This window comes from Streptomyces sp. NPDC085524 (assembly GCF_044541755.1).
Taxonomy (GTDB): domain Bacteria; phylum Actinomycetota; class Actinomycetes; order Streptomycetales; family Streptomycetaceae; genus Streptomyces.
Genome location: NZ_JBITTH010000008.1, coordinates 137,653 through 150,433, shown reverse-complemented (window position 1 = coordinate 150,433; position 12,781 = coordinate 137,653). Strand labels below are relative to the sequence as shown.

Annotated in this window: 16 protein-coding genes; 4 read left to right on the top strand and 12 right to left on the bottom strand. The window is 72.4% G+C overall.

All coding sequences use genetic code 11. The annotated features are described in order from the left end of the window. Positions 1-45: 45 nt before the first annotated feature. From ACIGFK_RS14600 to ACIGFK_RS14545, 12 genes are all read right to left on the bottom strand, one after another. The gene (locus tag ACIGFK_RS14600) at positions 46-1,341 is read right to left on the bottom strand and encodes an MFS transporter (protein ID WP_400051934.1); all 1,296 of its coding nucleotides are present in this window, start codon (positions 1,339-1,341) and stop codon (positions 46-48) included. Between the two features lie 97 nt (positions 1,342-1,438). Continuing rightward, on the bottom strand, positions 1,439-2,296 hold the full coding sequence (locus ACIGFK_RS14595; protein WP_400051932.1) for a winged helix-turn-helix transcriptional regulator: 858 nt from the start codon (positions 2,294-2,296) through the stop codon (positions 1,439-1,441). Between the two features lie 47 nt (positions 2,297-2,343). Next, a complete protein-coding gene (locus tag ACIGFK_RS14590) occupies positions 2,344-2,769 on the bottom strand; it encodes a hypothetical protein (RefSeq protein ID WP_327386839.1) in 426 nt (141 codons plus the stop codon). Continuing rightward, positions 2,770-3,213 (bottom strand): hypothetical protein, encoded by a 444-nt coding sequence (locus tag ACIGFK_RS14585; RefSeq protein WP_400051930.1) that lies wholly within the window; start codon positions 3,211-3,213, stop codon positions 2,770-2,772. It abuts the gene before it with no gap. Then, positions 3,210-3,653 carry a hypothetical protein gene (locus ACIGFK_RS14580; protein ID WP_400051928.1) on the bottom strand — a complete coding sequence of 148 codons (444 nt, stop codon included), beginning with the start codon at positions 3,651-3,653 and terminating at the stop codon, positions 3,210-3,212. Before ACIGFK_RS14580 ends, ACIGFK_RS14585 begins: the two co-directional genes overlap by 4 nt. 38 nt (positions 3,654-3,691) lie before the next feature. Beyond that, positions 3,692-3,997, bottom strand: a complete 306-nt coding sequence (locus ACIGFK_RS14575; protein WP_400051926.1) for an SH3 domain-containing protein — start codon at positions 3,995-3,997, stop codon at positions 3,692-3,694. Between the two features lie 153 nt (positions 3,998-4,150). After that, positions 4,151-4,858: a hypothetical protein gene (locus ACIGFK_RS14570; RefSeq protein ID WP_400051925.1), complete on the bottom strand. Its 708-nt coding sequence runs from the start codon at positions 4,856-4,858 to the stop codon at positions 4,151-4,153. 55 nt (positions 4,859-4,913) lie between these two features. After that, positions 4,914-5,585, bottom strand: a complete 672-nt coding sequence (locus ACIGFK_RS14565; protein ID WP_400051924.1) for a hypothetical protein — start codon at positions 5,583-5,585, stop codon at positions 4,914-4,916. Further along, positions 5,582-6,220 carry a DUF3631 domain-containing protein gene (locus ACIGFK_RS14560; protein WP_400051922.1) on the bottom strand — a complete coding sequence of 213 codons (639 nt, stop codon included), beginning with the start codon at positions 6,218-6,220 and terminating at the stop codon, positions 5,582-5,584. Before ACIGFK_RS14560 ends, ACIGFK_RS14565 begins: the two co-directional genes overlap by 4 nt. Continuing rightward, entirely contained in the window at positions 6,217-6,717 is a 501-nt protein-coding gene (locus tag ACIGFK_RS14555) for a hypothetical protein (RefSeq protein WP_400051920.1), read from the bottom strand. The genes ACIGFK_RS14560 and ACIGFK_RS14555 overlap by 4 nt, the downstream gene beginning before the upstream one ends. Then, on the bottom strand, positions 6,714-7,379 hold the full coding sequence (locus tag ACIGFK_RS14550; protein WP_327386832.1) for a DUF4913 domain-containing protein: 666 nt from the start codon (positions 7,377-7,379) through the stop codon (positions 6,714-6,716). The genes ACIGFK_RS14555 and ACIGFK_RS14550 overlap by 4 nt, the downstream gene beginning before the upstream one ends. 132 nt (positions 7,380-7,511) lie before the next feature. Further along, positions 7,512-8,267, bottom strand: a complete 756-nt coding sequence (locus tag ACIGFK_RS14545; protein ID WP_191869075.1) for a site-specific DNA-methyltransferase — start codon at positions 8,265-8,267, stop codon at positions 7,512-7,514. An 835-nt stretch (positions 8,268-9,102) separates the two neighbouring features. On the opposite strand from ACIGFK_RS14545, the gene ACIGFK_RS14540 reads away from it, so the two are divergent. The 4 genes from ACIGFK_RS14540 (at position 9,103) to ACIGFK_RS14525 (ending at position 12,720) form a co-directional block, all read left to right on the top strand. After that, positions 9,103-10,215, top strand: a complete 1,113-nt coding sequence (locus tag ACIGFK_RS14540; protein ID WP_400051918.1) for a C40 family peptidase — start codon at positions 9,103-9,105, stop codon at positions 10,213-10,215. A gap of 169 nt (positions 10,216-10,384) precedes the next feature. Continuing rightward, on the top strand, positions 10,385-10,687 hold the full coding sequence (locus ACIGFK_RS14535; protein WP_030861899.1) for a DUF6112 family protein: 303 nt from the start codon (positions 10,385-10,387) through the stop codon (positions 10,685-10,687). After that, positions 10,687-11,367 (top strand): hypothetical protein, encoded by a 681-nt coding sequence (locus tag ACIGFK_RS14530; protein ID WP_400051917.1) that lies wholly within the window; start codon positions 10,687-10,689, stop codon positions 11,365-11,367. The genes ACIGFK_RS14535 and ACIGFK_RS14530 overlap by 1 nt, the downstream gene beginning before the upstream one ends. 30 nt (positions 11,368-11,397) lie before the next feature. Next, a complete protein-coding gene (locus tag ACIGFK_RS14525) occupies positions 11,398-12,720 on the top strand; it encodes an ATP-binding protein (protein ID WP_400051915.1) in 1,323 nt (440 codons plus the stop codon). Positions 12,721-12,781: the final 61 nt, after the last annotated feature.

Here is a 12,781-nt window from a genome sequence, read left to right as displayed (position 1 = left end):
CCGGATCGTCGGGGTGGTGACCGTCGGTCCGGGCGGCAACGGCCGTTAGTGGCCTGGGCCGTGAGCGGGCGCAGGGAATGCGTCGTGCGGGAGTGGGGTGTGCTGCCGGGAGCGGCGCGGGCGCCGGTGGCGGCCCAGGCGGCGGCCGGGGCCGAGCTTGGGCCGGGCGACGATCAGCACGGTCAGCGCGGTGGCGGCGCCTGCCGCGGGCAGGGCGGCGAGGATCTGCGGGCTGTCCGAGAGGGCTCCGGCGAGCGCGGTGCCGGCGGCCTGTCCCGTACCAACGGAGAGGATCAGCCAGGCATACGCCTCGGTGGTGCGGGAGGCGGGGGCCAGGGCGTCCACCACGTGGAACCCGTTGGTGATGATCAAGGTGAGGAACAGGCCCGGTATCCCGGCGAGGGCGACGGCCGCTCGGGGGCCGGGGTCGGCCAGCAGGGGCACCCAGCCGAGAAGGAACAGCGTGCTGGTGGTGATCAGTTGGGTGGTCGTGGTGCCGGGCCACGTCCTGCGGGCATAGACGAGACCGCCCAGGAAGCTGCCGGTGGAAAACGCGGCCGGCAGCACCCCGGAGAGCGTGGCCATCTGGTGCGTGGCGGCCATGTCCGCAGCCCAGACGTTCATCGCGCCGAGCGCGAAGCCGGTCCCCGCCAGTGCGGTGAACAGCAGGACCAGGCCCGCACTCATCAGCCGTCCGGTGCCCGCAGGCCCGTCTGCGGCCGGGCGCCAGTAGCGAGAGGGGCCCGCGCACAGGACGATGGCCGACCCGGCGAGCCCCAGGGCCGCGGTGGCCCACAGGGCAATGTCGGGGTTGTGCGCGGTCGCCAGCCACGAGGCGAGCAAGGGACCCACGATGTAGAGGAGCCCTTGGGAGCCGGTATCCAGGGCCTGCACGACGCGGCGGCGCCCGGCATCGGGCAGGACCGCCGGCCACAACGCACGGAGGCCGGCCTCCAAGGGCGGGGTGATCAGCCCCGCCAACCCCACGACCGCGGTCACGGCCGCCGGCTGTCCAGCCGCCCCGATCCACGGGAGCGCCACCAGGCAGGAGGAGTTGAGCAGGACGGCCGGAACGGAGACACGGGTCTGCCCGTACTTGTCCATCAGGCGGCCCTTGAGCGGCTGCGAGAGCCCCGAGGCCAGCCCGTAGATCGCGGCGAGGAGACCGGCGAAGGCCAGCGACCCACCGCCCTCGCTGATCCACAAGACCAACGAGACGGGGACCATGCCGTTGGGCAGGCGCCCGATCAGGGTGCCGCCCAGCAGGCGGGCCACGTACCGGCTGCCCAGTACGGCCCCGTACGTGGCCGATGGAGCGGTTGCGGTCGAGCGAGCGGTCAACGGGCGGGACTTTCCATCAGGGCTCAGCGCCAGGGCGCCGGGAGCGAAGGGGATACCGGCGGCGGGCGGCCGGAAGGTGGCAGAGAGCGGCGGGGGTTCATCGGCTCGGGCCGGTGGTGGCTGCGGAGAACAGCTCGCCGGGCCGCCAGGCGGTGACCGGGGCGGGGGCCGGAGGCTGGCTCACGGCAACGGCCTGGCTGGCCTTTCGGGCCTGGTGGGCTGCCCACTGCCCGGAGCGGGCGGCGGCCGGGATGCGCGGCGTGCCCCACACGGGGTGGCTCTCGGCGTCCGGCAGCGAGCGGGCGGTGGCCCACGCAGACAGGGCCCGGTAGATCGGGGCGAGGGCCTGGCCCGGGGCGGTCAGCTGCAGGGAGGCGACGTCATCGCGGGAGACGGAGACGATCCCGTCGTCGATGAGCCTGCGGATCGGCGAGTAGATCGCGCTGGGGCTGTGGTCGGCCATCGCCTCGGCGGAGAGCGCGGCCATGGTCGTGGTCCCGCGGGCCTTGAGGGTCCACAGCAGCACGGTGGCGTGCCGGTGGCCGATCACGGCGAGGGTGTCCTCGGCGTTCTGTGCGGCCGGGATCCGCTCCGGTTCGCTCTTCCCGGTCACGCGGTTGCGGACGAGATTCTTCTCCAGGTGCGCGTCGCCCCAGCCGGCCAGGGCGGTCAGGGACGGCATCAGGTCCCGGCCGCGGGCGGTCAGGCCGTAGGTGACGTGCAGGCGGGTCTGGGCGGTGCGTTCGACGAGTCCGGCCTCGGACAGCGCCCGCAGGCGGGGGTGGAGCTGGCCGTCACCGAGCCAGGGCAGGTGCTCCTTGAGCTTGGTGTAGCGCAGCGGGCCGGGCTGGGAGGCCAGTGTCATCAGCACCCACACGCTCCAGCGCGGCGCGATCATCTCCAGCGCCTCGGCAACGCGGGGCAGGTCGGTCGAAGGCAGGCGGGCAGCAGCCATGGCGGGAACTCCAGACGGGCGGGATGGTGGAGAAGAGGGAAGGGGGGTCAGCGCGAGCGGGCGGGCTCGGTGGTCGCGGCGCGAGGCGGGGCCGGGGAGACGGCCAGGGCCTGGGGCACAGCGGATGCCGCGGGTGCGATGTCGGGGACGCGGGCCAGGCTGTTCAGCACGTCGCCGAGGACCTGGGCGTGGGAGTCGCGGACGGTGACGGCGTGGGCCAGGCGGCGGGTGGCGTCGGCGATGTGGCCGACGTCCACGGATTCGATCGCGCGGTCGGGGTGAGTCAGCCGGTGGAGCTGCTCGGCGTGGAAGGTGACGGCGCGGTCGGCGTACTGCAGGGCGTCGAAGCTGTTGAGCAGGGCGTACCGCATGCTGCCCGGCACGGGGTCCGCGGCGAGTTCGGCAACCGGGCGGCCGTAGAGGGCTTCGATCCGCTCGCCCGCAGCCTGGGAGGCAGCGTACGGACCGGGCACTCAGCCTCTCCGAACTGCCACTCCGCCTCCGGCCCCTGCGGGGGCCGGCGGGAGATTGCTGCTCGCGACTGTCGGCCGGACGGCAGCCGGGGCGGCGAGCGGGCGGACCGCTGGTGGTGGCATCGCGGTGAGCAGCTTGTCCAGGGCGGTCCGGTAGCCGCTGCGTGCTGCCAGCGCCGCCTCCAGCCACTCAGCGTCGAACCGCAGCGCATCGGAACTCAGCAAGTCCAGCTCTGCGTCGGGGGCCATCGCCGCGTGAACGCGGTCACGGACCCGTACGACTTGCGCCTCGGCCAGGGCGAGGAAGACCCGCAGCTCCAGGGCCCGGACCAGGGCCGACGAGGCTCCGGGGCGGACCGCGCGCTCGTGGAGCTCGCTCAGCGGCCCGCCGAACACGCCCTCCAGGCGGGCGTCCTGGGTGCTGGGCCTGCGTCCGTCGCTCATCGGACACCGCCCCGGACCCGCGCGGGCTGTGCCGGAACGGGGGTGGGCAGCGTGGTCGTCACCCGGGGTCCGAAGCGCTGCTGGATGCGGGCCATCTCGGCAGGGGCCTGCAGGAGGAACCGGAGCGTCATGGCCCGGCCGTCACGAGCGGCAACAGCATGGTTCACCCGGTGGGCCAGCTCCATCACCGGGTCGTCCAGCTGATCCCCCACCGCTGTCTCCAGCGCCGCGACCAAGGTGTCCTCGGCCGTCTCCAGCACCTGCTGGGCCTGGGAGAGCAGCCCGTACCAGTGGACCGCCTGGGTAGCGCCGGGATGGGCCTGGGGTGCGGCGTGGACGGCCTGGGTCAGCTCGCTCATCGCGAAGCCGAACTGGGCCTCGATCCGGGCGGCGAACAGGCCGAGCACGTCGCCGTCGAAGACGTCGGGGATGTCGGACACGAAAGGGGGCTCCTGGAAGAAGGGAACGTACGGACGGGTCAGTTCGGGCGAAGGCCGTCGCCGCGGCGGAGGTCACCGTCGTCGACCCAGCCGGTGATGCCCGAGGCGGTGGTGACGTGCCGCCAGGTGCCGTCGGCCACCGACGCTGTGAACGGCTCCCCGCGCCGCAACACACCCACGGCCGTGGAGTCGCCGGCGGCGCGGGCATGGACGGCGAGAGCGAGCACCTGCCCGGCCGGCCGAGCCGTACGGGGCGCGACGGGGCGGAGTGCCGCGGTGGAGGCGGCCCGGGATGGGGCGCCGCCCAGGACGGTGGCGGAGATGGACGCGGATGTGTAGCACACAGCGGATGGCTCCAGACCAGGCAGAACAACAGGAAGTGACCGCCCTCAGCGGGGCGGTGGTGTTGCAAAGGGTCCGGAGAATCCCCGGTTTCCGAAACCGGGACTTCGCCGCTATATTGCGCGCCGCCGAAACGGGGCCGGGCGGGATCGTGTTCAGCGGCCGTGTGGCCGTCGAGATGCCTGCGGCACGGGTGTCGCCGGGGCGGTGCGGACCGGGCTACGGCGTGCGGTCGGAGCCGGCGGCGGCAGCTGCGGAGCCTCCTCGTCCGACCACGCCTCCCACCAATCAACCGCGGCGCCGTACGTCTCGAACCCGCCTTCCCTCAGGGTGTGGGTGTTGGAGTCCCAGTCGAACCGCTCCCGCAGGATCCGGAACTCCGGCACCGCCTGGGGGTCAAGGGAGCGCAGCATCACCACCGTCTCCACGGGTTCGCGCATGTCGGCGGTGTAGCTGGCCAGCAAGGCGAAACGGTCGCCGTCGCCGCGGACACGTGCCTCCAGGGCCCGGGTGACGTCGTCGGCGGGGTCGTGCACACCTTCCTGCGGGCTGAGCGCGTCGGAGGGACAGCCGCGGGCGATCAGGTACGACTGGGCCATCGCGTACAGCGGGAGTTCCTTGGAGTCGATCTCGAAGGTACGGGCGCTCAGGTCGCGCGAGACGTGCACTGCCCTGAGCTGCGGGCTTCCCGGAATACCCCTGGTGGCCCCCTCGTCGAGGAGCACGAAGTAGCTGTCGGTGTCGGTGCGGTGTTCGCCGAGCACCTTGAAGGACGAGATGTCGAGATGGTCGTGGTGCTGCTCGTGCTCCTCGTCAGCAGGCTCGAAGCCGTCGAGTTCGTAGTCGGGTTCGTGGAGGGACACGTGGGGCGGACTGCTTTCTGCAGGCGGGAGAGGACAAACCGCGGGCACTGCGCGGTCAGTGGTGTCGGGCTGGTGTCGGCCAGGCTCCGGCCGGGCGGGCGGGCACAGGGGCCGTGATGGGTGAGCGGCGGGTGCCGAGCAGGGCGGTCCGGCCGGTGTCGGTCAGGGTGACCGGCTGGCCGACGGTCAGTGCCCGGGAGGTGTCCCGGGTGACCAGCCCGTGGGCTTCCAGGCGCTGGAACGCGGGAAGTTCGATGAGACGGCCCTGGACGGTGCGGACCGAGACCCGGTGGGTGAGGAGGTGTTCGCGCATCGTGCCGCCGCCGGCGAGCGAAAGGAGCGCGGCGAAGTCGCGGGGTGTCAGCTCCTCGTCAGCGGGGGCGGCGGCCGGGGCGGCATCCCTCACCTCCTCCAAGGCGGCGGCCACACCCTCCTGCAGCCGGTCGCGGGCGGCCGTGGCCTGGGCCAGGTCGTGAACGGTCCGGCGCAGGCGGTCCAGGAGCGGGGCATCCACGGGGTAGCTGCCGGAGGACAGGCGCATCAGCGCGTTGCGGTGGTAGGCGACCGCGCCCTCGGCCGTCGCCAGGTCCCGGTGTGCTGCAGCGAGTGCGGCTCGCTCGGGCGGGAGCAGCCCGCTCAGGTGGTCGTGGTGCAGGACAGCCAGGTCGCCGACAACGCGCTCGATGGCGGCGTCCAGGGCGGTTGCCGGGGATTCGCGGGCGGTCACGACGGCCGGCAGTCGCAGTCGGCCGGGATGGCGGCCAGGAGAGCCGAGCGGCGGTAGGACTTGCGGCGACGGCCGTCGCCGTGGGTGATGTCGCGGCTGGCCACCTCGTAGGGGCGAAGCAGGGCGGCCAGGCGGGTCTGGGTGAGCTCGGCGTAGGCCCAGCGGCCCTCGGCGATACCCGGCAGGGTGCGCAGCTCCGCGACGAGGTCGGCGGAGGACAGCGCGTCCGGGCTGCCGTAGCGGGCGAAGGCGTCCAGGCAGGCGGCCAGGATGCACGGGGCGGCGACGGCGGAGACCGCGTTCTCGGCGGGGTGGCCAAGGGTGGTCGGCAGCTGCTCGGAGTCGGTGCACGGCGGGCAGCAGCTGTCGGCGCTCAGGAGGTGCGAGACCTGCCGGCCCGCCTTGGCGTGCTCGACGAGCAGATTGCTCAGGTCGTCGAGTTCCTGATCCTGGGCGGCGGCGGTGGTGGGCTGCGGCCGGCCGGCCCAGGCGCTCAGTTCCGCCTCCACCTCCAGCTGACGCTCGCGTGCATCCAGCAGGGCCTGATGGCGCGGGTGCGGAGCCGGGCGGGGCTCGAGGAGGGTCGCCATCAGGGCCTGGAGCAGGGAGGAGGACTGGGCGGTGAGGTTGGTCATCGCGAAGGACCCTTCGGGGAAGTCGTGGTGATGCGGGCGGGCACGGGAAGTCCGGGGACCGGGAAGGCCGGAACCGGAGGCCCCGGCATAGCGGCAGGACGCGGGCGGACCTGCGGCGAGAGGGAACGAGCCGCGTACGCGCGGGGCCCGGCCGCGGGGCGGGGGCGGCCGACGCGGGCCCGGACGGTGTCGTAGATGTCGTGCTTGGCCCGGGGGCGTACGGCGACGACGTGGATGTCGGTGGGGTGGCTGGACCCGGGCGGGGCTGGGCGGTGGGCGTAGACGATGCGCCACTCGACGCGGGAGCCGAGGTAGAGCTTGCGGTACCCGGACAGCTCCCCGGTCAGCTTGCCGCCCCTCACCTCCGCGCGGACCACGTCCTGGATGAGGGCGAGCCCCAGGTCCCGCATGTCGCCCGGGGCGGCCAACAGGTCGTTCAGGGCCTCGGGGTGGAAGGACAGCCCGAACGCCGCGGGAGGCTGCGGTGGGTGTGTCACGTGGCGGCCCCGACCGGCGAAGGTCCGGCGTCGGTCTGCTGGGTTTCGGCATCGCGGGCGGCGGACTTCGCGGACGGGCCCGGGCCGCGCAGCAGGCGGTGCTCGGGACGCTCCGGGTCGGTCTGGCAGGCGCTGAGGGGCCCACCGGGGGCGCGGACGTAGGCCAGGCAGTGGGTGAGGTAGTCCCGGTGCCACACGGCCATGCCGCTGAGGCCGGCCTCGGGGTCCTTGTGCTGCTGGTAGGCCAGCCACAGCGCGTGCAGCCACGCAACCACGTCGAGGTGCTCCTGCCACTGGTCGCACCAGGGTGCGGCGGTGGTGATCTCGGCGCCGTAGACGTCCATGAGGTGGTCGTCCACCCAGTCGGTGAGCGCGGCCAGTTCGTCCTCGAACTCCTCGCCCTCCAGCTCCAGGATGGGCTTGGGGTCCGGCGGCGGGGCCGGTGCGGCGTACGAGGGCATGCCGGGAAATCCCGCGAAGGGCATGCTCGCGGCCATCGGGTCGGCCGGCGGGGCGGAGGCCAGCGTGTCGATCATGCGGGCCTGTTCGGCCGACTGGTCCAGGAGCTTGCGCACCGATGCCTCGATCGATTCGAGGTCGCCTTCCGGCAGACGGACCGGCTCTATTTCCCCGCCATGGCGGGGCTCAGCAGATTCGGACACGAAAAGGGTTCTCCTTGCAGCCGGGGCCGTGGAATCAGTGGCTCCGATGGTCCGGAGAATCCCCGGTTTCGGAAACCGGGGATCTGCCGCTATATTCCGCCCCGCCGCAATCCGGACGGTGATGCGGTCCGGTCAGGAGGTCAGGTCGAAATCGTCCTGGGAATGCACCTGCTGGAGGGTCTCGGTGAGCCGGTCGGAGGCGACGGCCGCGTACTGGCTGGTCTTCTCGATGCCGATGAAGCTCCGGCCCTCCAGGAGGGCTGCGACCCCGGTGCTGCCCGATCCGGCGCAGAAGTCGAGCACGGTGCCGCCGGGCGGGGCGATCTTCACCAGCTGCCGCATCACCTCGACGGGCTTTTGGGTGATATGCCGGCGCGCCTTGCCCGAGGGCTGCGAGGCGCTGAACATCCCCGGCAGGTAGACCGGGTTGGCGGAGGCGTCGATCTTGCCCTTCGCGCCCCAGACGATGAACTCGCAGTCCTGGCGGAACTTGCCCTTCTGCGGCCTGGCCTGCGGCTTGTGCCAGGCCATGACGCCCAGCCACAGCCACCCGGCGGCCTGAAGCGCGTCCGTGGTGGCCGGCAGCTGGCGCCAGTCGGTGAACAGCAGCGCCGTCCCGCCGGTCTTCGTCGCCCGGTGGGCCTCGGTCATGATCTGCGTCAGCCAGAGCGTGTACGAGCGCTGGTCCATGTTCTCGCCGGTGAAGTCCGGCAGGGCGTGCTGGGCGTCCGCGGAGACGTACTTCTGGCGGGCGGAGCGGCTGGTGCGCTCCTTCGCCGTCCGGCCGCCGCTGTTGTAGGGCGGGTCGGTGATGACCGAGTCGGCGCAGCCGTCGGGCAGTGTCGCGAGCACGGTCAGCGCGTCGCCCTGGTGGAGGGAAAACGACAAAAGGGGACCCCAATTCGATGAGGGATGCGGGTGGAAGGCTCCGGACCGCGCAGAGGGTCACGGCCGTAGAAGCCGGTGGCGCGCGGGGAGGCCCAAACTGTAGGTCACAATCCCCGGTTGGGAAGCATCGCGGGCCCAGGAGCGCGGAATCTCGCGGATTTCGACGGCGATTTCGGTGACCGGGGATTCGGGCTTACTGTCGTGTCACTGCCCGGCGGACACCGCCGATGGCGTACCCCTTCCCCCTTTTCCCTTTTCCGCAGGAGGCCCCTGTGTTCCGTCCGTGACCCCGCACGCGGCCATCGCCGCCGCCCCGTCGCTCCCCGCCCGCCGCAGACCCTGACACGGAGACCGCCCATGTATCGCCCCTGCTGACCCGCCTCGTATCCCCCGCAACTTCCAAGGACCTGGAGGTCCCCCTGATGTTCCGCCCGTAACCCCCACTGCCCTGGTGCGCGAGGCAACGCCCACCCGGCAATCCCAGATCCCCATGGCCTTCCCGGCCCGGCACCCGCTCCAGGAGTTCGCTGATGTTCCGCCCGTAAGACGCCCCCGCATCCCCCTTCTTCACCGGCCCGCCGCTGCGTGCCGATCCCTGCATTCCCCTGGAGGCACGCCCATGTTCCGCCCGTAACTCCCCTCGTCCCGCCGGGTGCGTGAGGCAACACGCACCCGGGCCGGGATCCTCTCGCCCGCCTCCACCGCTCCGGCCGCACGGCCCTTCCCCTTTTCACACCGTGCGGCCGGGGCCCACCCCCGAGGACCTCCCCGTGACCCGTTCCTCCCCATCCCCACGTGACATCCCCGCGGCCCGCCGACCGGAGGCCGCCCGGGAGTGAAAGGCATCGCCGCCGCGATCGGCGCGCTCTGCCTCTCCCCCTTCCTGCTGGCCGGCACCGCTGTCTTCGCCGCAGCCGCGAGCGACTCCTCGGGCCAGGGCACCTCCTGCGTCACCAAGTCGGTCGACACCGATGCCGTACGGCGCCAAGTCGCCTCGGTTCTCGGCGGATCCGGCGCCCAGAAGGTCCAAGTCGATGGCCTTGACCTGCCGGACGAGCAGATACCGCACGCCCGCACCATCGTCGCCACCGGCATCACGCTCGAAATACCCGAGCGCGGCCAGGTCGTCGCACTGGCCACCGCCATCCAGGAGAGCCGGCTGCGCAACCTCGGCTACGGCGACCGCGACTCGCTGGGCCTGTTCCAGCAGCGGCCCAGCCAAGGGTGGGGCACTGCCACCCAGGTCCGCGACCCCGTCTACGCCAGCACGAAGTTCTACCAGGGCCTGCTGAAGGTCCCCGGCTGGCAGCAGATGACGATCACGCAGGCCGCGCAGGCCGTCCAGCTGAGCGGCTTCCCCGACGCGTACGCCCAGTGGGAGCCTCTCGCCCGCGCGCTGCAGCAGGCCATCGCCCCGACGCTGAAGGGTGCCCGGCCGTCCGCCGACGGCCAGAGCCCGGGCCTGCCGGCCACAGACCCGTGTGTCCCGGGCGAAGACGGCAGCGGCTCCGGGCCGATCCCCGAAGGGGCCGTCCCCAAGGGGTACTCGATCCCCGCCGACGCCGATCCCCGTGCCAAGACGGCCATCACGTGGGCCATGAACCAGCTCGGCACCCTCTACCAATGGGGCGGCTCCTGTCTCGCGCCCCACGGTCCGGACCCGATGGGCCGGTGCGACTGCAGCTCGCTGACCCAGCAGGCGTACAAGAAGGCCGGGATCACCCTGACCCGGACCACGTACACCCAGGTCAAGGAAGGCAACGCCGTCCCGCTGAACCAGCTTCGCCCCGGCGACCTGGTCTTCAGCCGCGGCACCCCCGCCGTCCCTGAGCACGTCGGTATCTACGCCGGCCACGGCTACGTCATCGAGGCCCCGCGCACCACAAAGCCGGTCCGCTTCAGCACCCTCGCGGATTACGCCGCCCACAGCGCGCGCCGTCTCCCGTGACACCGGTCCGCCCGGCCGGCCCTTGAGGCACCGGGCGGACCGGACCACCTTCGCGCCGCAGAGCGCCCCCTCCCCCTCCCCCCTTTCTTCCTGTTCCCCGGCAGGGCCCGTCGTGTCCTGCGCATGCAAGGAGCGCACCCCCATCTCCCCCGCGAACCTCACCCCACCCCTGTCCGAACGCCTGACCCTGCTTGCCTACGATCCGGGGGTCTCACCCAAGGGCGGCGGCCTGCCCGGACTCGAAGTCCTGCGCACCGTCGTCAACTCGATCAACCTCTTCGGCATCGTCGCGGTGGTCGGCGCGCTCGCCGTCAGCCTCGGCGTGTGGGCATGGGGCCACCACTCCGGCGGCCACCAGGCCGAAGCCAACGGCAAGAAAGGCGCGGTCGTCAGCGCCGGAGCCGCCCTCGGCCTGGGCGCGGCCAACGGCATCGTCGCGTTCTTCAGCGCCCTCGGCTCGCAGGTCCACTGATGAGGAAACGTTCCCTCGACGCTCTCGGTCTCGGCTGGCAGCCGCCCAGGCGCGTCATGATCGCCGCCGGCGTCCTGGCCGCGCTGCTCGTCCTGGCCGGCGCCACGGCCTGGTGGACCGGCCGCGGCCACAGCGACAGCGCTTCCGCCCCGCACACCGGGTCCTCCGCATCACCGAAGAGCACCTCGGCCCCCGCGCCGAAGCCGCCCCCGGGCGGGTCCAAGGTCGCCGGTCCGCCGCCGATCGCCGACCCGCTGGCCTTCGCCCGGGCGAGCGCGGTGATGCTGTGGACCTTCGACGCCCGCACCACCAGCCGTGACGACCAACTCGCCGGCATGCACACCTGGATGACCGGCGAGACCGCATACGCGGACTGGGACTCCGTCCAGGCCCAGATCCCGGACCCGCTCCTGTGGTCCCGGCTCAAGGACAACGCCCAGCACGCCAGCGCCACCACCTCCGAGGCTCACTTCCCCTCGGCGTTCAAGCAGGCCCTGGCCGAGAACCCGCAGGCGATCACCGAGGCCTACATCTACGCCGTCACCGTCCGCGGCAAGACGCAACTCGCCTGGAACGGCGGCGGAGGCGGCGCCGAGGACCGCCAGATCACCCTCGCCGTCCAGTGCCGCCCCGGCAAGGACTGCCGCCTGGCCGCTGTAGCCCCGCGCGTCGCCCCGTAGCCCTTCCCCCCTCCCCGAAAGGACGCCCGCGTGGGCTTCTGTGACCTGCCCGTCGCCGGCAAACTCTGCACGGTCGGCGACGTGATCGACTTCGCCTCCGACCCCGTCGGCGCCATCGGGGACTGGATGGCCAAGTCGGCCGGCGACCTCGCCGCCGCCGCGGCCGACCTCGCTGCGAAGGCCATCAACCGGACCACCGACATCGACCTCGGTGCCGGCTGGTTCCGCGACAACTACGAGACGATCCTGCCCATCGGCCTGCTCCTGCTGGTCGCCACCTTCTGCGCCCAGCTCGTACGCGCCGCCATCAAACGCGACGGCCAGGCCCTGACCCAGGCCGTCACCGGCACAGCCTCCGGCGTGCTGTTCGCGTTCTGCGCCATCGCCTTCACCACAGTGGCCCTCGAAGTCGTCGACGCGCTGTCCGACGGGCTGTTCAAGGCGTCGGGAACAGACATGTCCACGGCTGTGCGGCGCCTGGTGAAGATCTCGCAGATCGGGGCCATCTCGGGCATGGGCTGGCTCGTCGCCGTCGTCGCCGCCTGCGCGAGCGCGATCGGGATGTTCCTCTTCTGGGGCGTGATGATGGTCCGCAAGGTCGGAATCCTGATCTTGGTGACCCTCGCGGTCTTCGCGGGCGCCGGCGGCGGCTGGGAGGTCGCTCGCCGCTGGCGTCGCGGCTGGATCGAAGCCACCGCAACCCTCGTGGTGTCGAAGCTGTTGATGACGATCATCTTCGTGCTCGGCATCGCGGCCATGAGCAAGACCGAAGCCAAGGACGGCGTCGGCGCCCTCGCCGACATGGCCGCAGGCATGGTCATCATGCTCCTGGTGCTGCTCTGCCCGTACATGGTGTTCAAGTTCGTCCACTGGGCGAGCGAAGGCACAGACGGTGAGCAGATTCACCGAGCCGGCGGTGCGGGTGCCCAGATGGCCCGCCAGCACGCCGAGAACGCCGGACGCAAGGCCGCTTCCGCAGCAGCCACTGCGGGCACCGGCGGCGCGGCAGCCGGTGCCGGGGCCGCGGGCGGCACCCAGGCCGCAGGCGGCGGAGGCTTCCCCGGCGACATCGCCGCCAATCCCACCGGCGGAATGTCCATGGACAAGGACGACTCCGGCGGCGACAGCTCCGGCGGCGGCTTCCGTGACCTCATGGAGCAGTCCGGCACCCCGCAGACCCAGAACAGCACAGGGCAGGGCGGCGGTCAGGACAGCGGTCCGCCGAGCTGGGGCGGCGCCGGCGGCCAGCAGGGCGAGTGGAGCAGCAGTGCTCCCTCCGATCCGATGCTTCCGGCCCACGGAGCCCCCTCCGCCGGTGACAGCTCCCAGTCCACCTCGCCGACCGGCCTGTAACCCCACCAGCCCCGCCCGGGGCAGGGCCCGCCCTCCCGCGTGCCCTGCCCCGGCCTGACCC

Excerpts from the sequence above, each read along its gene's own strand:
- ACIGFK_RS14530 (WP_400051917.1), top strand. The coding sequence starts at position 10,687 with ATGAGGAAACGTTCCCTCGACGCTCTCGGTCTCGGCTGGCAGCCGCCC.
- ACIGFK_RS14595 (WP_400051932.1), bottom strand. The coding sequence starts at position 2,296 with ATGGCTGCTGCCCGCCTGCCTTCGACCGACCTGCCCCGCGTTGCCGAG.
- ACIGFK_RS14585 (WP_400051930.1), bottom strand. The coding sequence starts at position 3,213 with ATGAGCGACGGACGCAGGCCCAGCACCCAGGACGCCCGCCTGGAGGGC.
- ACIGFK_RS14560 (WP_400051922.1), bottom strand. The coding sequence starts at position 6,220 with ATGACCAACCTCACCGCCCAGTCCTCCTCCCTGCTCCAGGCCCTGATG.